The following is a 20,497-nucleotide window of genomic DNA, read 5'->3' as shown; positions in this document are numbered from 1 at the left end:
TGAAACAGCAAAAAATAAAAAGGACGAAAATTCGTCCTTTTTATTAACAGCAACGTGATATCTTTCCGTCTTTTGCATTAAATCTAGCTTCTTGCGCCTCAGCAAAGAATTGTTTTTGACATACCACCTCTTTTTCCGGATGATGCTTTTTCATATGGTCTACATATATTTCATAACTGGGTACTCCAACAAGTAAACTAATAAATTGTTTCCTTTTTCCCCATACTCGCCACATTCTTTTAAGCATAGTTCCTCGACTCACTTTCATCTCTAGGAATATATGGCGCCTCTTTTAACGGCATCGGCTTATTTCTTATTACTTGAATCCAAATTCGAAGTGCAGAAATTAATACAGCAATTACAACTATCATAAAAATCCCGCATAGTGCTGCATCAATATAATCATTGAAAATAATTTGCTTCATCTGAGCGACATTTTTAGCTGGCGCTAACACTTTCCCCTCATTTAACGCTCCCTGAAACACCTTTGCGTGGGATAAAAATCCTATTTTAGGATTTTCATGAAACAACTTTTGATAACCAGCTGTCATTGTTACAATAAGCAATCCGACAGTTGGAATAAGTGTCACCCAAACATATGCCTTTTTCCCCATTTTGAACAAAATTGTCGTTCCAAGTAATAATGCAATACCTGCTAACATTTGATTTGCAATACCGAAAAGTGGCCATAATGTATTAATTCCACCAAGCGGATCTACGACCCCTTGGTATAAGAAATATCCCCATCCTAATACACATAACGTTGTAGCTATTACATTCGCTAATGTAGAATCCGTTTTCGCAAACGGTTTATATACATGCCCTAAAATATCTTGAATCATAAATCGTCCTACACGCGTTCCTGCATCAATCGTTGTTAAAATAAATAGAGCTTCAAAGAGAATAGCAAAATGATACCAAAATGCCATCATTGCCGTTCCACCTATTACTTGTGAGAAAATATGTGCCATACCTATCGCTAACGTTGGTGCACCACCTGTACGTGATAAAATCGTTTGCTCTCCAACGTTTACAGCAAGATCTTTTAATTCATTTGGTGTAATAGCAAATCCCCATGAAGAAATAACTTGAGCCGCCTGCGATACATCCGTACCGATAAGTGCTGCCGGACTATTAATTGCAAAATAAGTTCCTGGCGTTAATACACACGCCGCTATCATAGCCATCGCTGCTACGAATGACTCCATTAACATCGCTCCATAACCAATCGGTTGTGCATGTCCCTCTTGTTCAATCATTTTTGGCGTCGTACCTGATGAAACGAGAGCATGGAATCCAGACACCGCACCACAGGCAATCGTAATAAATAAGAACGGGAATAAGTTCCCAGAGAAAACAGGACCTGTTCCATCGATAAATTGTGAAACTGCTGGCATTTTTAAATCTGGTGCTACAATTAAAATACCAATAGCCAATCCAACAATTGTTCCCACTTTTAAAAATGTGCTTAAATAATCACGCGGCGCTAAAAGCATCCAAACGGGCAATGCCGATGCAATAAATCCGTATACAATGAGCATAATAGCAATCGTTTCACCACTAAACGTAAACATACTTGCAAGTGTTGGGTTTTCAGCTACATATTGTCCTCCAACAAGAGATAAAATAAGTAGAATAATACCAATTACTGATCCTTCACCGACCCTTCCAGGTCTAATGTAGCGCATGTAAACTCCCATTAAAATAGCGATAGGAATCGTTGCTGCTATTGTAAACATTCCCCAAGGACTTCCGATAAGTGCCTTTACTACTACTAATGCTAATACCGCTAATAAAATAATCATAATTCCTAAAATACCTATCATTGCAATTAACCCTGTAACAGGACCAATCTCATCTTTAATCATTTCTCCTAATGATTTACCATTACGTCTCATCGAAGCAAATAAAATTACAAAATCTTGTACAGCTCCAGCGACAACTACCCCAACAATAATCCAAATTGTCCCTGGTAAATATCCCATTTGTGCCGCCAGAATCGGTCCTACTAAAGGTCCCGCCCCAGCAATTGCTGCAAAATGATGCCCGAATAATACCCACTTATTTGTCGGAACATAGTCTTTCCCATCATTTAATGTATGGGCTGGTGTTTGGCGATTATTATCTAAGCCAAAAACTTTTCTCGCTATAAATCTACTATAAAACCGATAAGCAACTGCATATACACATACCGCAGCTACTAAAAGCCATACAGCATTAATTGTTTCACCTTGTGATAAAGCTATTACTCCAAACGCACCTGCTCCTACTGCTGCAATAACTCCCCAAAGTAAGATTGACTTCAATGTCTTCACATACAATCCCCCCAATACTACTTCTTAGTGGTGATTGTACTAAATTTTCTGAATATTTAAGTTGAATCCTCCTTATCATGAAGGATTTTTAGTTTATCATGTTAAAATACTCTCATTACCTGCTATAATTCAATTTTATTTCGAAGGCGTTTTACGTAATTACGACTGACTGGAATCGGTTGCTCATCATACCTATCTAAATACAAATTATACGTGCCATTATAGTAAGGTTTCAGTTCTTGTACATATGACATATTAATTAAATAGCTTTTATGTACACGTAAAAAATCATATGCATTTAGTTTATTTTCTAATTCCTGAAGTGTATATGTTGAAATATACTGATTATTTGTTGTATAAATTGAAACTGTTTTATTTTCCTTATTTTTACTTACGTATACAATATCCTCCGGGAAAATATAACGAATTCCTTCTTGACCTTCTATCGGTAGTTTTCGCAAATAACTCTTTGCTCTCTCACCTTGCTCTTTACCCATTCTATATAAGAGAAATTGTAAATCTTCTTCACGAAATGGTCGTAGTAAATAATAAAATGCTTGGAAACGAAAAGCTGTAATGGATTCTTCTATATCTTCACCCATAAAAATAAATTTCGTATAGCAATTTACTTCCCGTAATAAACTCGCATATTCAAAACCCGTACCATCTAATAATGTTGAATTTAAAAAAACAAAATCTGGTGTATGTTTTTTCATCATAAATAAAGATTCTGTTCCTGTCTTTGCTTCAAAACATTCTACATTTCGCATATTTTCAGTAAATTTTTCAGCTAAAACTCTTCGTTCTTCTGCATTTTCCATGATCAGTAAAATTTTCATTTCTTCAACCACCTAATTCTTTTGTCCGTATGTCCTATTGTATACATTCGCTTTTATAAGAAACAATCCCTTTTTCTTACTATACCATTATTTATCTAAAAAAACAGAAAAAAGGAAACCACCACGGTTCCCCTATCCTTTTATATTAATTCCCGTTGCTTCGTTTCTTGCCCAAGTACAATTACAGCAAATGCTCCAATTAAAATTGATCCACAAAAAATCGTAAATATTAGTGATAGCGAAGCTTGTGAAGCAACTAAGTATCCCACTAATAGTGGCCCGATAATACCACCAATACGGCCGAATGCTGCTGCCATCCCTGCACCTGTACCACGAATCACCGTTGGATACTGTTCAGGTGTATAAGCGTATAATGCACCCCAAGCACCTAAATTAAAGAAGGATAGTAACATACCTGCCACGATTAAAACTGTTAATGAATCCGCAACTCCAAACAAATAAGCGCTGCACGCTGTACCGATTAAATACGTAACCAAAACAAATTTACGACCAAGGCGTTCAATAAACCAAGCAGCTGTAAAATACCCTGGAAGTTGAGCTAATGTCATAATGAGTACGTACTGGAAACTTTTTATTAAACTAAATCCTTTTAATACCATTACACTAGGTAACCAAAGAAACATTCCATAATAGGAAAAGACAACACAAAACCATAGAATCCATAGCATAATTGTTGCTTTACGATACTCCCCAGACCAAACTGACTTTATATTTTCGATAACAGATGGTCTTTTTTCAACCTTTTGGAATCTCGGGGAATCTGGTAAATTCCATCTTAAATATAAAGCATATAGTGCCGGAACTGCACTCAATACCATCGCAACTTCCCAACCATATTTCGGAATAATGAAATATGAGATAAGAGCTGCAATTAACCAGCCACCTGCCCAAAAACTTTCTAATAGCACAACTATTTTGCCGCGTTCATGTGCTTCAACACTCTCTGATACTAGCGTAGAGGCAACTGGAAGCTCTCCGCCAAGCCCCATACCAATTAAAAATCGCAAAACGAGGAACATCGCGAGTGTCGTCGTTAAAGCAGTTAAACCACTACCGATAGAAAATAGTAATAATGTAATAATAAAGACTGATTTCCGCCCTATTTTATCTGATAGTATCCCAAAAAGGAGCGCTCCTACTGCCATACCAATTGAATTAATGCTACCTATCCAGCCCATTTCTTGAGTACTTAATCCCCAATCTTTTTGCAGTGCTACCATTACAAATGAAAGCATTCCGACATCCATTGCATCAAACAGCCATCCAAGCCCCGCTATACCAAGTAGCTTTCGCTTTGAAATTTCTTTTACCTTACCCACAAGAAGTCCTCCTCACACAGGTGTCTTTACACATCATTTTACATGTGTGAATTGTATAAGTAAAATATTTTCGTGTAAAAAATTCTCCTTCATCATTCCCAAAAAGCAAAGTATTTATCCCGCATTAACGGGCAGTAAAACTCCCACCTCAAAATCCAGCTAGAGCAAAGAAGTTAGTTGGGAGATCAACTGCCCGTAAACGCCCGATTGGTTCAACTAATAATCAGTGGGGGATGAACAAAGCCCCCACTGATTAAAGTTTCACTTTATCAAAAATGAACAAATAAAAAAGTAGCGATGTTCCGCTACTTTTTTGAACGCATTACCTCTTTTAAAAATTCCGCTAATACTAGCTGACGACGCCAGCGTGTTGGATTACTACATAATCTGTAAAACCACTCTAAATGAATCGCTTGAATCCATTTTGGAGCACGCTTTACCTCTCCAGCCCAAACATCCAAACTACCACCTACTCCAACAGCCATTTTTGTTTCTAAACGATGCTTATTGTTTTGGATAAAGTTTTCTTGTCTTGGGAAACCAAGTGCAACAAGTAATAGATCTGGTTTTGCTTCTTGAATACGAGAAACAATATTTTCCTCTTCTTCTTGTTTAAAATATCCATCTTGTGTACCCACAATAGATACGGCCGAATATGTCTTCGTTAAATGATCTGCTGCAGCTTGTACAACATGTGGTTTTGCACCTAATAAGAAAACAGATACTGGTTTATGCTCTTCTGATAACTTCGCAAATAAATTACACATTAAATCAAACCCTGCTACCCGTTCTTTTAAAGGCGTGCCAAGCATACCGCTTGCTTTTACAACTCCAATACCATCAGGTGTAATCAAATCCGTATTTAACAACGTTTTATGGAACTTTTCATCTTTTTTTGCACACATAACAATTTCAGGATTTGCTGTTACTACCTGAAAAGTATGAGCTTGCTCCAATTCTAATTGTTCCTTTAAATATTGAACTGTTTCATCCATTGTCATTGTAGAGAAAGGAACACCTAGAATATCAACCGTTTGTACTTCCATAATTAACTATCCTCTCTATTTCAATAAAAGTTTCTTATAAGCATTACGAGTATCTTCATACAAATTCTTTAACGAGAAATGAGTAGATGCATGATTGTATAAACGATTTCCCATCGCTTCTAATTCACCACTTAGCCATTTTTCATAAGCATTTTCTAATGCAATTGTTAGCGAATCTACATCACCAATCGGTACAATCCATCCATACGTATCATCAACTATTAACTTTTTCATATCACCCACATTTGTTGCAATAGATGTTAAACGTTGATTTGCAGCTTCCAATAAAACAAGGGGGAAACTTTCACTATAAGAGGTTAACAAATTAATGTGTGCAGATGCATATAATTCTTTTGAATCTGTACGGAAACCTAGAAAAATCACCTTATCCTCTAAGCCTTTTTGTTTCACCATCTCTTTTAATTCTATCTCTATAGGTCCATCACCAAGTAAAAGTACCTTTATATTTGGAATCTTAATTTTTTGTAACGCTTCAAATAAAATGCTATGACCTTTAACAGGATGAAGACGAGCTACTTGAATGGCTGTAAATACTCCTTTATCGATGCCAAATTCACTCTTATCATAAGGTTTTGCTGGAATATTATCATACTCAATCCCATTATAAACTGTACAAATCTTTTCTCCTGGTACACCGAGTTTTATTATATTTTCCTTAAAATTTTCCGTAATTGCAAAAAACAAATCTACTTTCTTGAAAGAACGTAAATTTAACTTCGTAAATACCCATCCTTTTAATCCCCTCTTCATAAAATCCAAGGTTGGATCACTGTGGACAGTCATTATCCATTTCGCTTTTATACCTTTTTTCAAGAGGGAGAGATAGAAATTCGCTCGTGCGCCATGTGTATGCACAATTTCAAATTGGCTTTCATTAATAAATGACTTTATTTTTGAAAGGATTGATAAGTCGTACCGAGATGATTGAGTAAAAACATGTACTTGGATACCAAGGTCCCTCGCTTCTCTAGCGATCGCACCTTCTTCAAATACCATTAATTCCACTTCTTTCTTCGGAAACTGAGATAAAAGTGAAATAATATGTGTTTTTCCCCCACCTTCTTCTGCACCAGCATTAATATGCAACACTTTCATTTCTTAATCCTCCATTTTATTTTTATTTACTATAACAAAAATAAAAGCTAACATATGCTAGCTTTTATTTTTCTATCATTCAATTCCCAAGTCAACTATTAAATAGGCCATGAGTAACACTAGATAAAAACTCACTCCAGGTGCCATTAAAATATGCCCAGCGATAAATGAAATACCTAATCCTAGCAGTATCGCTGCAACTACCATTGCATACCTCACTGTAAATACTTGTTTAAACTTAGTAAACACACATACAATAAATTTAATGCCAAAGTATAAGAATGGCACTATAAGTAAAATAAACCCTATAATTCCGAAAGAGTAGAACCAATCATGGAAATCGCGTTCAATTAATTTCGGCTGCTCTTTATAGTTACCAGCATAACCCATCCCTAGTAACTTCTGAGATGTTGGAGCTTCCTTATAGAAATCTTTATACATTTGCTCAAATAATTGACGCCCACTGAAAATAATAGCTTGAGTTTCTTCCTTCTTCTCCGCTGCTTTTTCTTTCTCTCTTTCTTTTTCTTGCGCTTTTTCTTTCTCTGTAGCTGGAAGTTTATGCTCTTTCGCTTCCTCTTTCTTTTTCTCTTCCTGTTTCGCACTTTGTTGTTGTTCAATCAATTGGAAATGAACTCCCATATTTTTCATAAATGGCGAAAAAGGTGTATATGCCAATATGCCTACAAAAACAGTCATTGCAACAAAACCGTTTAATAAATAGACATTTTTCTTTCCATCTTTACGTTGTGTAAATGCCTGGATAAAGCACATAACAACTGCAATAGCCATTGTTGCAAAGATTGCTCCTACACCAACCTTTGTCCCAATTGCAAATAGTGAATAAACAACTAAAACTGAAGGAATCCAATAGTATACTTTACCTATACTTTTTGTTTTTTCAATTGAATACAAAATAACAATTGGGCACATGATGGCTAAAATAGAGCCTAGTTCGTTACCTGCATAAAACCAACCACGTGATCCCAACTTCAACCATTCATAACTATTGTAATCTGTCCCCGTCGCAATCGAAGCTACCATTACTACTCCTATGATTAACGATGCATACGTAATATAGTCACGCATTTTTGAATGCCCTTTTTCTTTTAACGATTTAAAAACAAACACATAGCAAGTAAGCATAACAAACGGATATAAAGCTTTTGCTATAAATTTAATTTCTTCTGTAAGCACCATAGGATTCTTTGTAAATTTATTATTTATCAACCCAATAGTGAAAACTATTCCAACTAGGATTATATACGATATATATTTTATACTCTCTCTTTTCCTTGTTTGAATTAAAATATATATTCCACTTAGAAACATAACGAATAAGCGGGTAATAACTCCAATAGTCGTATCAATTTTTAAAACCATTATACAGAATGCTGTGAGCAAATCTAAAATGGGTTGCAACAAAATAAAGATTAATAGAAAATTTTCAAATTTATTACTTTTACTACTTTCCCTTAACATCTAGAACCTCCATAACTAATACCTAATTTCACTCTATGCAATTATTATTATTTTTCTTATTTCAAGTATTTATTATAGCATATATTTTTTAATTAAACGTCTCACATTTCTATCCAACCTTACCTTATAGAAAAAGCAAATTTGTATTTTCAAGCGCTTTCTTTCCTTATTTTTTCTTTTTTTCTACATGTAACGAAAATACATTGTTATTTACATAACTTTAGTGTATATTTTTTCTCTGGAATATCTTTAAGAAGAAGGGATTACAGCCATGTTATTAATCGATATATTTACGTTTCTTGGCATTATCGCCGCTGCTATTTCTGGTACATTAGTTGGTTTAAAAAAAGATTTAGATTTTTTCGGTGTCCTTTGTTTAGCTGTAGCTACTGCGCTCGGCGGCGGTATTATTCGTGATATTATGATCGGTAACCTGCCTCCTGTCGCATTTGTAAAACCCATTTACTTTTTCGTAAGCGTATTATCAGCATTATTTACTTGTATGTTTTTTGAGCGTATCAATAAACTACAAGTCGTTATTATGCTTTCTGATGCTGTTGGCTTAGGTGTTTTTACAGCTATTGGGGCAAATGCGGCAATGTCACATCATGTTGACGCCTCATTTTTAGTTGTTTCCATGGGAGTCATTACAGGTATTGGAGGCGGTATTTTGCGTGATATTTGTGCTCAAGATATCCCTTACGTATTCCGAAAAGAGATTTACGCAATCGCTTCTATCTTAGGAGCAATTAGCTTCTTAATCACACATACAATGGGGGCGCACGTATTAGCTTTCTACGTTTGTTTATTAATAACATTCGTTATCCGTGTCGTCACTGTAATATATAATGTACATTTCCCTGTTTTCTTTAAAACACATGCAAAAATTAATAAAGGTCATTAAGAGAATTCTAAATAGAATTCTCTTATATTTATATACACTTCCATATACTATAGAGTAATTTCATATAACAATATATAATTACATAAGAATACAAAAATGAAAACGTTTTACAAACAGGGGGAAGAATGATGCTTGGGGTTTTTAAAAAAAATAAAACAAACACCAGTGTAATTGAAATAAGTAAAGGCCAACAAATAATATTTAACGTGCCTGCTAATTCTGAACTAAAAACTCAAATGGATATGCTACATATTTCAAAGGAAGATTTACAAATTGTAAAAGTATTACAGCCGTTTATTTATGAGGAAATAGATTGGATCACAGAAAAATTTTATACCAATATTACAAAACAACCTAATTTAATTACTATTATTGAACGTTACAGCTCTATTCCAAAATTAAAACAGACTTTAAAGACACATATTAAAGAATTGTTCAGTGGAAATATGCATGAAGACTTTATTGAACAACGTATTAGAATTGCAAAAAGGCATGTACAAATTGGTTTACATAGAAAATGGTATACTGCAGCCTATCAAGAATTATTCCGTTCCATCATGAAGATTTTGAAAACAAAGATTACAACGATAGACGATTTCTCTTATTCTATAAATGTAATAAACAAATTATTCACACTAGAACAAGAACTTGTTATTGCGGCCTATGAGTCTGAATACGAAAGAATTCAAAAAGAACATGAAAAAGAAAAAGAACTGACTGCTATGACGATTACACATATTGCAACGGAACTAGCAGCTGTATCTGAAAAAACAAGCTCTTCTATTCAAAAATTAACATCTAGATCAGAAAATATAGTAGGAATTGCAAAGACAGGTACATCATTAGCTACGACATCGGAAGAAAAAGCGAATAAAGGAAAAGAACAATTAAATCTGCAAAACAAACGAATGGAAAGCATTCAAACGAATATGGAGACTATTATTACAGATACTCGTGAACTTCTTGATATTTCTAATAAAATTAACGAAATCATTGATATTGTAAAATCAATCGCTGAGCAAACAAATTTACTCGCATTAAATGCTGCTATTGAGTCTGCACGTGCTGGCGAATTTGGCAAAGGTTTTTCAGTTGTAGCAGGGGAAATTCGAAAGTTATCAGAGCAAACGAAAGAATCCATTTCCAACGTTACAAAACTCGTTGAAAAAACTAATAAACAAATTATCCACGTCTCTTCTTCCGTAGAACAAATTAGTTCTCTTGTATCTGATGGGACAGATAGTATGCATGCGACGGATCAATATTTCCAAGAAATCGTAAAAGATATGTCTAATTCAAAAGAGCAAAATAAAAAAATTGAAAATGAGTTAGAAACTATTTCACAGGTAATGAAGAGTATTCAAGACGATTCCTCGAAAATGGCCTTAACAGCGGATAGTTTGCAGCTAGAATTAAACCGATAAGGCGAACCAATACAAAGGGGAGATTCTTCATCTCCCCTTTGTATTAATCCTTATCATCCATCTACAAAAAAAGAATCCAAAATGGATTCTTTTTATTTTCTGAAAAATATTTTTTGACAATACACATAACTCATATAAACGCCAAAACTTTGTAAAATAAACAAAGCTGGCATAATAATATTGTAATATGCCATATCTACTTGGAAGAGTCTTAACAATACATATCCACTAATTAACAATAAGAACAACATATATCCTTCATTTTGTTGTTTCTTAATAAGAAAGTGTAATAAAGCTATGGCCATAAATAATGTCACGGCTATATATATAAGTTTTTCACATTTGAAAAGAATAGAATTTATTCCCTCGTCTGAAAACTGATTCATTACTGGTTTTAAAAGTTTAAATCTTTCATCTTCGATTTCTTTTAATTTTTGATCAATATGTTCTGTTACACTTTGATTTTTCGGCATTTTCTCCTCATTTTTACCTTTTCCAATTAAGACAGATTGAACATACATCTCATTCGAAATTGTATATTGTGACATTCCCATTGTCTTAATTCCATAATTCACACCAAAATGAGTACTATAAAATAGAATAAGTATCCCTATCATCTTTAATAGCACTTTTTGTTTCGTTGCTGATTGGAATAATTCAATTAACAATACATATACAGAGATAAAAATAGGAAGAAATAACCCCATTGGGAAAATCATATTGCTAAATGCAAATAGACTCGCTGAAAACACCCACATATAAGGATGATCTAATCCTTTATATAAAAGTATGTAACAAGCAAAATAAAATAAAAATATTGCGAGCGATTCCTGTGTTAATAAGGAGCTCATAAATATATTTGGAATATATAAAGCGTAAAATATAGACGCAATACGACCACATTCTTCCCCAAAAACAATTGATGCAATACGATAAATGAAAAATGCGGTTCCTGTACAAAATAAAATATTAAATAACTGCAAAACAAATATCGTATCACCAAATATACGCATAACAGTTGATTCATAAATAATAAAAGGTAATTGCATTACATTCTCTATATTATTGCCAATTGCAATCTGCTTTGCAGATTCATACATCGCTTTCATATCACCGACTATCGGAACATCTACAAATAGAACCGTACTAAGTCTCACAACTACAGATATGCTCATAAGAAAAATAAGAAATTGTTTATCTGTAAAACGATATTGTAAAATTGATGCCACTAACAATATAAGGATGACGAAAATCGCCAATACGATTGTTACACTTGTTGTACTTCCTCCAAAAAATTGCTTACTTGTTTCAAATGCTGACCAACAACTATAAACAAAAAATGCGAGCATCGTACCGATTATTACTTTACTGAAGAAAGATGAAAAATTCGTTTGTATATGATTCATATGTCTATTGCACCTCTATTTCCATTCATAACAAAACGATTCTATCATGAATAGGCGTACGGCTGGTAGGGAATTTATATGACAAATGTATAGTCTTCACTTTTCACTTGCAATGTAAGCGAATCCTCTTTTACACTACACTTTAGACAAAATAAATTTTCTTTCAGTTACATGAATATACTTGCAGAAGCGTTATTACTCCTCTACTCATACATTTTACTTGTTTAAACATCCAGTAAAATCAAATAGGAACTAATCCTCCTTTTATATCATAAAAAACATGTCACTCTGATTGAAAATGTAAACTAGGGGCTGATTATATGGAAAAGAAATTTATGAGAGAATCAAAAGCAATTAAAACAACACGTGTTTTTCCAAATGATTTAAACAACCATCAAACATTATTTGGTGGCAAATTATTAGCCGAAATTGATAGTATTGCCTCTATTGCAGCAGCAAGACATAGCCGTAAGCATTGCGTGACTGCATCCATTGATTCCGTTGATTTTTTAACACCTATTCATCAAGCTGATTCTGTTTGTTATGAGGCATTTGTTTGCTATACTGGGAAATCATCTATGGAGGTTTTCGTGAAAATAATCGCAGAAAATTTATTAGAGGGAGAACGCCGTATCGCTGCTACTTGCTTTATTACATTCGTTGCATTAAAAGATGGAAAACCTTCTTCTGTACCACAAGTATTACCAGAAACTGAGGAAGAGCATTGGTTGCATAAAACTGGTTCCGAACGTGCTGAGGCCCGAAAAAAAGGACGCTTAAAAAGCAAAGAAATGGCTGAGGTATTAACTTTAAATAAACCTTGGAGTGTATAACATTTCAATATTGAAAGTACCTTCTGAGCGGATAACTAACTTGTATTCGCTCATTTCTTTATAAACAGCCTTAGTCTCCCCTACAATTTCTACATCTTTTCACAAATATTATGTAATATTTTTATACATATCTCAGCTCAACTATTTCTACATTAACTTTTTCTAATTTATAAAATCCCACTTATAACACGTTTCTACTCGAGGAATAGTTGCTTTACAAAGTTTATGTAGGGTACACTTATACGGGCGGTCAGCAAACACATTTAAAGGTTTGCAAATTGTGTAGAAAACACCTTATATTTCACTATATCAAAATACAATCAAGATCTATCATTATGCTTTACCAATTAAAAACAATTTCATATAAATTGAAGTAAGTAGCTCTACTTAGAAAAGCCTTAATATAACAACTATTTTAATTAAATTGTATTACTTTAATGGAAAGGTGAAATTATGCAGAAATCAATTGCTTCAAATATTTTTTATAAAATACTGCTCAACACGTTTAATATTATACTTCCAATTCTAGTTGGTCCTTACGCATATCGAACGTTAGGAGCAAATTCAATAGGAACAGTTAACTTTGCTGAAACTCTTTTTAATTACTTTTTCGTATTTGCCGTATTTGGTGTATATCAATATGGTTTACGTGAAATCAGCTTAATTAAAAACGATAAAAGAAAAGTTTCTAAGTTATTTACAAGTCTCTATGTAATTAACTTTACAACTAGTATTTTGGCCTTATTAGCCTTTGTACTTTTTAGTTATATTGGATATGGACATGAAAGTTTATTTCCTGTTCTTCTTATTTTCGGTTTCAATTTTATTTCCAACATGTTTTATGTGGAATGGTTCAATGAAGCATATGAAAATTATGACTTCATCACTAAAAAAACAGTTATCGTTCGATTAATCTATGTTGTTCTTCTTTTCTCTTTGGTTCATGGAGTTGACGATTATAAAACATTTGCTGGTTTATTAGTATTATCGACATTTTTAAATCACTCCATTAGTTTTGTATATGTGAAACGCCAAGTCAAATTTGATTTTTCCGACTTAACTATTATTCCTCATTTAAAACCGTTACTATTAGTCGTGATTTTTTCAAATGCTAATATTTTATATACACAATTAGATCGTCTTGTTTTAGGGGAATATGTCGGAAAAGTAGAAGTTGCATACTACGTAATGGCATTTCAAATTATGACCATTATTAATACACTTATGTTAAGTGTTGTACAAGTAACCGTTCCAAGGCTGTCTTATCTATCAGGAAATGCATCTGAAATGGAGTATGAATCTTTATTAAATAAAATTTCAAAAGTATATTTCATTACCCTATTCCCTGCCGCAATTGGTTTAATGCTCATTGCTCATGGAGCTGTTGTTATTTACGGTGGACAAGAATTTGCTGGGGCTGGTAATACATTAATTGTTTTCGCCTTCTATATGATTACAGTTGGTATTGAGTCCATTTTATCGAATCAAATTATCTATGTGAAAAAGAAAGAAAGCATTTTAGTGCGATTTTTATTTATTTGCGGATTTATCAACTTAGCATCCAATATTGCACTAATATTCTTCCATGTACTTACACCAACAACCGCAATTTTCACAACAACAATTGCGAATTGTTTCTTAATCACATTTGAATATATTTATGTGAAAAAGAAATTAAAAGTGAATTATACATTATTCGATATACAAAAACTTAAATATCTATTTTATTCACTAACATTTGTACCAATAGCATTCGTTATTAATATGATCGTATCTGGACAAATACTACAAGTTGTCCTAGTGATAATAGCGTGCGGATTAACATATGCCCTTATCCTTTTCATAACAAAGGATGAAATTCTCTTTACCCTAATAGAAAAAATACAAGCACGATTTAAAAAAGCTTAAACGTAAATTCTTAAAAGGAGCTGTTAAAATTGAAATTCTCTTTAATCATGGCTACTTGTGGCAGACGTGATGATATTCTTGACTTACTGGAGTCACTTGAAAAACAAACTTACCAAAATTTCGAGCTCATTGTAGTAGATCAAAATGATAATCCAATTTCTGATCTCTTTGATGAATACAAAGAAAAGTTTCCCATTAACTACATTTATACACCTATTAAAGGGCTATCTAGAGCTCGTAATACAGGCTTACAAGTAGCTGATGGCGATATCATCGCCTTTCCAGATGATGATTGTATTTATGAAACAAACGTATTAGAAAGTATATTAGAAACCTTCAACTCTAATAAAGATATTCAATTTATATCAACAAACACTACAAATGTTGAAGGAACGGGTTCTTTAATACACGCACCGAATACAGACATTATTTTAAATAATAAATATGGATTCATGGGACCTTCTTTCACACTATTCTTCACAAAACAATTTGTACAAGATGTAGGTACATTTGATGAAGATTTAGGTGTTGGCTCTGGAACAATTTATGGGGCTGGTGAAGAAACTGACTTTGTACTACGTGGCATGAAACAAAATTATACAGGTCTATTTAGAAAAGACCTGTTCGTATATCATCCTGTAAAAGAAGAAGTTATAAATGAGCAATCATTAAAACGTGCTATTTCTTATGCTGGTGGTTTTGGTAGAGTTATTCGTTTACATTATGGATTCCCTTATTTCTTACGTGCTGTCGCTGCGGCAACATTCCGCATGACACAAAACATCTCTAATGATAAGCGTAAATTCCACGCGAATCGCTTACGCGGGATTATTCGTGGATATTTAAAATAAGCTATATACTCCCTATGAATATGAACAAGGTGTAACCATTTTTATTAAATGGTTACACCTTGTTTTTTATTCCCCTCGCATGGATAAAATGGTTTCCTTTAATCCTTCGCGGTAAGGTGTTTTCGGTAATTCTCCAATAAGCATTTCATATTTCTCTCCACTCAATACAACTGGATTTTCTGTCAAATATAGCATTTCTACATATTCTTTCATCTGCTTATCAAATAAACCAATGAACTTGATCATACCTCTTTTTACAGTCATTACTCGTTTTGTATATCCCGTTAATTCACGTATATGTTGAACCATCTCTTCTCCTGTAATAACACCACAACCTGGTATGTTCCAATGTTGCCCATAAGCCTCATCGCATAGCGCTAACTCAACCATTGCTTTCGCACCATCTGGCGTAAAAATGTACTCACGCGCAATCCGCTTATCTCCAACAAAGCTAGACATTTTATTTGCCAGTACGCCATTTAAAGTATGATGAACGAGTGTACTTTCTGCTTTTGGACCGTAAAAATCCGGGAAATGAGCAATAAACATTTTGGCCCCACTCTTTTTTGCCATCATTTCAAGTTGCAATCGAATTTTCCCCTTCTTCGTATGAGGCTTCTTTTCTACATCTTCTTTAACAAGACCTTGATTTTGCCTTCCATATGCATAAATGTTATCAACGATTCCTAACTTAATATCCTTCTCTTTTGTTACTTCTAATATATTCTTTAATAATTTGGGTTGTTTCTCTTCCCAATCTGAATATGGGATATTTACAGCATGAAATATAGCATCTACGTCTTTTGCGGCATCCAATATATCCACCTTTACAAATACGTCCCCTGCTACTGTTTGTATATGTTCTTCTCCTTGAAATAAATTCTCCAACTTCCCCTTATTTCTTGCAAAAGCAATCACATCAATCCCTCTATTACACAACTCCTTTGTAATCGCATATCCCATTGCTCCAGATGCTCCCAGTACTAACGCCTTTTTCATCACAATTCCCCCTTTAATTAACCACCGTTCAATTAATTATAAAAATAAAATCACTTACATTAGAAGCGATTTTGAAATAAACTCTACATGCATTTGAGCGAGCCCCTTTAACTCGTCAAATGTTTGCCCACTTCCGCAATAATGTGCGACAAACCCATGTAATGATAAAAAGACAGACCATATTGTCATTGTATCTATTTTTTTATTACATAAAGAAAAAATAACCTTTGCAAACTTTTCATAACTAACATTTGGACCGTCTGCTAAACATTCCTTTAGCTCTTCATCTTTAATTAAAAACATAATTTCGTAATGACTTTGATTTTTCAAACCAAACTCTATATAACCAAATAAAACTGCTTTTAACTGCTCCTCTTGAGATAAGTTTCTTTTACTAATTTCATCTAACTTTTTATTTAACAATCGAAAGTCTTGTTCTACCATCGCATAAAAAAGTTCGGCCTTATTTTTAAAATGGTAATAAATTGAACCATGGCTATATCCTAGTTCCGTCGCAATTTTACGCATTGAAGTGTGTTGATATCCTTGCTGCACGAATAAATCTCTTGCTACGTTCATAATCATTTCTCTTGTTAACTCTTGTTTAACTGCTCTTCTTGGCGACATTTTTTATACCTCACAATTTAATTAACCACCGTTCAATTACATTATATATTTTTTCCAAAATAATGCAACTATCTGTTTTTATAAAAATATACATTTTTGAAATGATAGCATTCTATCAAAGAATTTAGTATCATGATTCAAGACACTATTTAGAAATGAACGGAGGACATTATGAGCTTATTAACTGTTGAAAAATTAGGCCATACATTTGGTGATCGTACATTATTTAAAGATGTATCCATGCGCTTACTTGCAGGGGAACATGTTGGATTAGTTGGAGCAAACGGTGTTGGTAAATCAACATTTATGAATATAATTACTGGTCAGCTTATCCATGATGAAGGTCGTGTAGAATGGACACCTGGTACAAATTACGGTTACTTAGACCAACATACAATCTTAACACCTGGTCGCACAATTCGTGATGTATTAGCAGATGCGTTTTTACCTTTATTTGAAAAAGAAAAAGCTTTAAACGAAGTTACAGAAAAAATGGGAACTGCTACACCAGAAGAATTAGAAGAGCTTCTTGAGCAAATGGCAGAAATTCAAGATGCCCTTGAAGCAGGTGGTTTCTATTTATTAGATATTAAAATTGAAGAAGCAGCGCGTGGTCTTGGAATTGACGCAATTGGTTTAGATCGTGATGTTGCTGCATTAAGTGGTGGACAACGTACAAAAGTATTACTTGCAAAGTTACTACTTGAGCAACCAGAAGTACTACTATTAGATGAGCCTACCAACTATTTAGACGTTGAACATATTCATTGGTTAACAACTTATTTAAAAGAATATCCACATGCATTCCTATTAATTTCCCATGATACGGAATTTATGAATAAATGTGTCGATGTTATTTTCCATCTAGAATTCACAAAAATGACGCGTTATACAGCGACATATGAAAAATTCTTAGAGCTAGCAGAAATCAATAAAAACCAACATATAAACGCTTATGAAAAGCAACGAGAGTTTATTAAAAAGCAAGAAGATTTTATTGCGAAAAATAAAGCTCGTTACTCAACGACAGGCCGTGCAAAGAGCCGTCAAAAACAACTTGATCGTATGGAACGTATCGATCGTCCTGAAACAGCTATTAAACCTGAGTTCTCATTTAAAGAAAGTCGTGCAAGTAGTCGATTCGTCTTTGAAGGGGAAAATGTAGAAATTGGATATACACATCCGTTATTACCAAAATTAACAATGACAATTGAACGTGGTGAAAAAATTGCAATTGTTGGATGTAATGGTGTCGGTAAATCAACACTTTTAAAAACAATTTTAGGTAAAATTAAACCATTAAACGGAAAAACAAGTCTTGGTGACTTCTTAAACCCATCGTACTTCGAGCAAGAAGTGAAAGCTGATAATATAACACCAATTGATGATGTTTGGAATACATTCCCTAGTTTAGACCAACATCAAGTACGTGCGATGTTAGCGAAATGCGGTTTAAAAAACGAACACATTTCTCGTCCACTGAATCAATTAAGCGGTGGCGAACAAGCAAAAGTTCGTTTATGTAAACTAATGGGTGAAGAAAGCAACTGGTTACTCTTTGATGAGCCAACAAACCACCTTGATGTTACAGCTAAAGACGAATTAAAGAAAGCGATGAAAGCATATAAAGGAACAATTCTCCTTGTATGTCACGAACCGGACTTTTATGAAGATTGGGTCACAAAAACTTGGGATGTAGAAAAGTGGGCCCAAGAAAATTCTTAATCGCCTAAAAACATCCCTTTACACTGATATTTAGTGTGTAAAGGGATTTCGTTTTAAAATAACCATACAATTTGATAAGGAGTTTTTAATAATGCAACGCACATTCCCCCTAAAGCTTAATACATTTTTTGTAAAGTGCTTATTAGTACTGTGTCTAATTATTTCTGCTGCTATAACGTGGCAATCAATAAGCGTAATTCAAGAAAAAACCGACACACTTTCCTTTATTATAATCCCGATTATTATTCTAATAGGTCTTCTATTTTTGCTTATTGGCTATATTTCTAATAAGTATATGTCTACATTTATATTTACCGTTTTACTTATTATTTTAGCTTTTTCCGTTCGATTAATTTGGGTTCTCAACGTTCCAACTCCTATCGAATCAGATTTTTCAGTGATGTACAATAGTGCTATTCAAGCTACTAAAGGCGATTTTAGTTTTGCACAAGATGACTATTATACTTCATGGGTTTATCAACTTGGATTTACAATGTACCAAGCCTTCATTATTAAGTTATTCGGTGAAGGGCCTTTCCTTCTAAAACTTTTAAATATAATGTATTGCACAGGAACAACATTGCTAATTTACAAAATAACTTCCTATGTTTTTAATGAATGGTCTGGAAGAATGGCTGGATTACTATATGCATTATATATCCCAAGCATTGTAATGAGCTCAGTACTAACGAATCAACATATTGCCACATTCCTATTTTATCTTGGGTTTTATTTATTAATTACAAAAGGCCTAACCCATAAATATATGTGGATTTTTATAGGGATCTCCCTAGCTTTAGGAGATATTATGCGTCCACTTGGCGCTTTAGTTTTGATTGCAGTAGCTCTTTATGTCTTTTTACAAGGTATATTAGGAAAATCAAAACAGGATATTTTAACTTCTATAAAAAAATTGTCTGGGATTTTCATCGTTTTTTACCTTGTTCATTACATTATAAGTTCTTCATTTATATCTGCCGGAATTACCCAATATCCGCTATCTAACCGGGATCCTCTCTGGAAATTCACAGTAGGACTTAATCACGAAACAAGAGGTGGATATTCTTCAGCAGATGTAGAATATGTTATGTCCTTTGAGCTTGGAAAAGAACGAGAAGCCGTTGAGAAGAAATTGATTCAAGAGCGACTAGCTGATCCACAAAAGGTTTTATCTTTATTTGGTGATAAATTCACGATTATGTGGGCAGATTATGATTCCGCCCCAGTATGGAGCCTAGCAACACTAAGTAACACAGAGAGTGATATGGTTACCTTACAAGACGACCTTAAGACATACGACAAGTATATATATATCACAACTATGTTATTTGGTACGTTAGCAACCCTTTATCTCATATTAACTAAGCAAAACAACACACATTACACGCTATTTTTATTATTAATAATTGGTTATATAACGATTCACTTCTTAATCGAATATCAAACAAGATATCGATATTTTATCATCCCTAGCTTTACAATCATTCAAGGTTATGGACTATATGTAGTTTATCGTCTCATGTCTAAAAGAAAGACTACAAAAATATAAAATAAAGCCAAATAAAAAAGGCGTGAGCTCGGTGCAACACGAGGGCACTGAAAAACTTGCGTTTTTTATAAATAAATTCATTTTCGAGAAAGATAGGGCGCTTCTTGTTCAATTTTGAACAGGAAACGCCCTA

General features: G+C 33.7%; 17 protein-coding genes and 1 pseudogene. 8 read left to right on the top strand and 10 right to left on the bottom strand.

Annotated features, from left to right (window positions below; translation table 11 throughout):
• Positions 1-43 precede the first annotated feature (43 nt).
• From ACQKNR_RS24920 to ACQKNR_RS24890, 7 genes are all read right to left on the bottom strand, one after another.
• Entirely contained in the window at positions 44-247 is a 204-nt protein-coding gene (locus ACQKNR_RS24920; RefSeq protein ID WP_427321565.1) for a YbdD/YjiX family protein, read from the bottom strand.
• Positions 240-2,315 (bottom strand): carbon starvation protein CstA, encoded by a 2,076-nt coding sequence (gene cstA, locus ACQKNR_RS24915; RefSeq protein ID WP_427321563.1) that lies wholly within the window; start codon positions 2,313-2,315, stop codon positions 240-242. Before cstA ends, ACQKNR_RS24920 begins: the two co-directional genes overlap by 8 nt.
• A 122-nt stretch (positions 2,316-2,437) precedes the next feature.
• The gene (locus ACQKNR_RS24910; RefSeq protein ID WP_427321561.1) at positions 2,438-3,154 is read right to left on the bottom strand and encodes a LytR/AlgR family response regulator transcription factor; all 717 of its coding nucleotides are present in this window, start codon (positions 3,152-3,154) and stop codon (positions 2,438-2,440) included.
• 140 nt (positions 3,155-3,294) lie between these two features.
• On the bottom strand, positions 3,295-4,494 hold the full coding sequence (locus tag ACQKNR_RS24905) for an MFS transporter (RefSeq protein ID WP_427321559.1): 1,200 nt from the start codon (positions 4,492-4,494) through the stop codon (positions 3,295-3,297).
• Positions 4,495-4,799: 305 nt separating this feature from the next.
• Positions 4,800-5,540 carry a WecB/TagA/CpsF family glycosyltransferase gene (locus ACQKNR_RS24900; protein ID WP_427321557.1) on the bottom strand — a complete coding sequence of 247 codons (741 nt, stop codon included), beginning with the start codon at positions 5,538-5,540 and terminating at the stop codon, positions 4,800-4,802.
• Positions 5,541-5,555: 15 nt separating this feature from the next.
• On the bottom strand, positions 5,556-6,656 hold the full coding sequence (locus tag ACQKNR_RS24895; protein WP_427321555.1) for a glycosyltransferase family 4 protein: 1,101 nt from the start codon (positions 6,654-6,656) through the stop codon (positions 5,556-5,558).
• Between the two features lie 75 nt (positions 6,657-6,731).
• Complete coding sequence (locus tag ACQKNR_RS24890; protein WP_427321553.1) at positions 6,732-8,138, bottom strand: O-antigen ligase family protein; 1,407 nt, start codon at positions 8,136-8,138, stop codon at positions 6,732-6,734.
• A gap of 271 nt (positions 8,139-8,409) precedes the next feature.
• Between ACQKNR_RS24890 and ACQKNR_RS24885 the strand changes: the two genes are divergently transcribed.
• The 3 genes and pseudogenes from ACQKNR_RS24885 (at position 8,410) to ACQKNR_RS24875 (ending at position 10,466) form a co-directional block, all read left to right on the top strand.
• On the top strand, positions 8,410-9,042 hold the full coding sequence (locus tag ACQKNR_RS24885; protein ID WP_427321551.1) for a trimeric intracellular cation channel family protein: 633 nt from the start codon (positions 8,410-8,412) through the stop codon (positions 9,040-9,042).
• Between the two features lie 125 nt (positions 9,043-9,167).
• Positions 9,168-9,662: pseudogene (locus ACQKNR_RS24880) on the top strand (protoglobin family protein); the annotation flags it as partial.
• Between the two features lie 102 nt (positions 9,663-9,764).
• Positions 9,765-10,466: a methyl-accepting chemotaxis protein gene (locus tag ACQKNR_RS24875; protein WP_427321652.1), complete on the top strand. Its 702-nt coding sequence runs from the start codon at positions 9,765-9,767 to the stop codon at positions 10,464-10,466.
• A 92-nt stretch (positions 10,467-10,558) separates the two neighbouring features.
• Here the strand turns inward: ACQKNR_RS24875 and ACQKNR_RS24870 are convergent, their stop codons facing one another.
• Positions 10,559-11,872, bottom strand: a complete 1,314-nt coding sequence (locus tag ACQKNR_RS24870) for an ArnT family glycosyltransferase (RefSeq protein ID WP_427321549.1) — start codon at positions 11,870-11,872, stop codon at positions 10,559-10,561.
• Positions 11,873-12,192: 320 nt separating this feature from the next.
• Between ACQKNR_RS24870 and ACQKNR_RS24865 the strand changes: the two genes are divergently transcribed.
• From ACQKNR_RS24865 to ACQKNR_RS24855, 3 genes are all read left to right on the top strand, one after another.
• Positions 12,193-12,705 carry an acyl-CoA thioesterase gene (locus tag ACQKNR_RS24865; protein ID WP_427321547.1) on the top strand — a complete coding sequence of 171 codons (513 nt, stop codon included), beginning with the start codon at positions 12,193-12,195 and terminating at the stop codon, positions 12,703-12,705.
• Between the two features lie 453 nt (positions 12,706-13,158).
• On the top strand, positions 13,159-14,613 hold the full coding sequence (locus tag ACQKNR_RS24860) for an oligosaccharide flippase family protein (protein ID WP_427321545.1): 1,455 nt from the start codon (positions 13,159-13,161) through the stop codon (positions 14,611-14,613).
• A gap of 29 nt (positions 14,614-14,642) precedes the next feature.
• Positions 14,643-15,464, top strand: coding sequence for a glycosyltransferase family 2 protein (locus tag ACQKNR_RS24855; protein ID WP_427321543.1), 822 nt, complete (start codon positions 14,643-14,645; stop codon positions 15,462-15,464).
• A gap of 66 nt (positions 15,465-15,530) precedes the next feature.
• Here the strand turns inward: ACQKNR_RS24855 and ACQKNR_RS24850 are convergent, their stop codons facing one another.
• Both ACQKNR_RS24850 and ACQKNR_RS24845 read right to left on the bottom strand, forming a co-directional pair.
• Complete coding sequence (locus tag ACQKNR_RS24850) at positions 15,531-16,463, bottom strand: NAD(P)H-binding protein (RefSeq protein ID WP_427321541.1); 933 nt, start codon at positions 16,461-16,463, stop codon at positions 15,531-15,533.
• Between the two features lie 54 nt (positions 16,464-16,517).
• Positions 16,518-17,090 carry a TetR/AcrR family transcriptional regulator gene (locus ACQKNR_RS24845; protein ID WP_427321539.1) on the bottom strand — a complete coding sequence of 191 codons (573 nt, stop codon included), beginning with the start codon at positions 17,088-17,090 and terminating at the stop codon, positions 16,518-16,520.
• A 171-nt stretch (positions 17,091-17,261) separates the two neighbouring features.
• Between ACQKNR_RS24845 and ACQKNR_RS24840 the strand changes: the two genes are divergently transcribed.
• Positions 17,262-18,815 carry an ABC-F family ATP-binding cassette domain-containing protein gene (locus ACQKNR_RS24840; protein ID WP_427321537.1) on the top strand — a complete coding sequence of 518 codons (1,554 nt, stop codon included), beginning with the start codon at positions 17,262-17,264 and terminating at the stop codon, positions 18,813-18,815.
• A 91-nt stretch (positions 18,816-18,906) separates the two neighbouring features.
• A complete protein-coding gene (locus tag ACQKNR_RS24835; RefSeq protein ID WP_427321535.1) occupies positions 18,907-20,364 on the top strand; it encodes an ArnT family glycosyltransferase in 1,458 nt (485 codons plus the stop codon).
• Positions 20,365-20,497: the final 133 nt, after the last annotated feature.

Origin of the sequence: Bacillus sp. NPDC094077, from assembly GCF_050279465.1 — a bacterium.
In the GTDB taxonomy this organism is placed as follows: domain Bacteria; phylum Bacillota; class Bacilli; order Bacillales; family Bacillaceae_G; genus Bacillus_A.
Note: the sequence above shows the minus strand (reverse complement) of the source record. Positions and strands in the feature narration are given on the sequence as shown.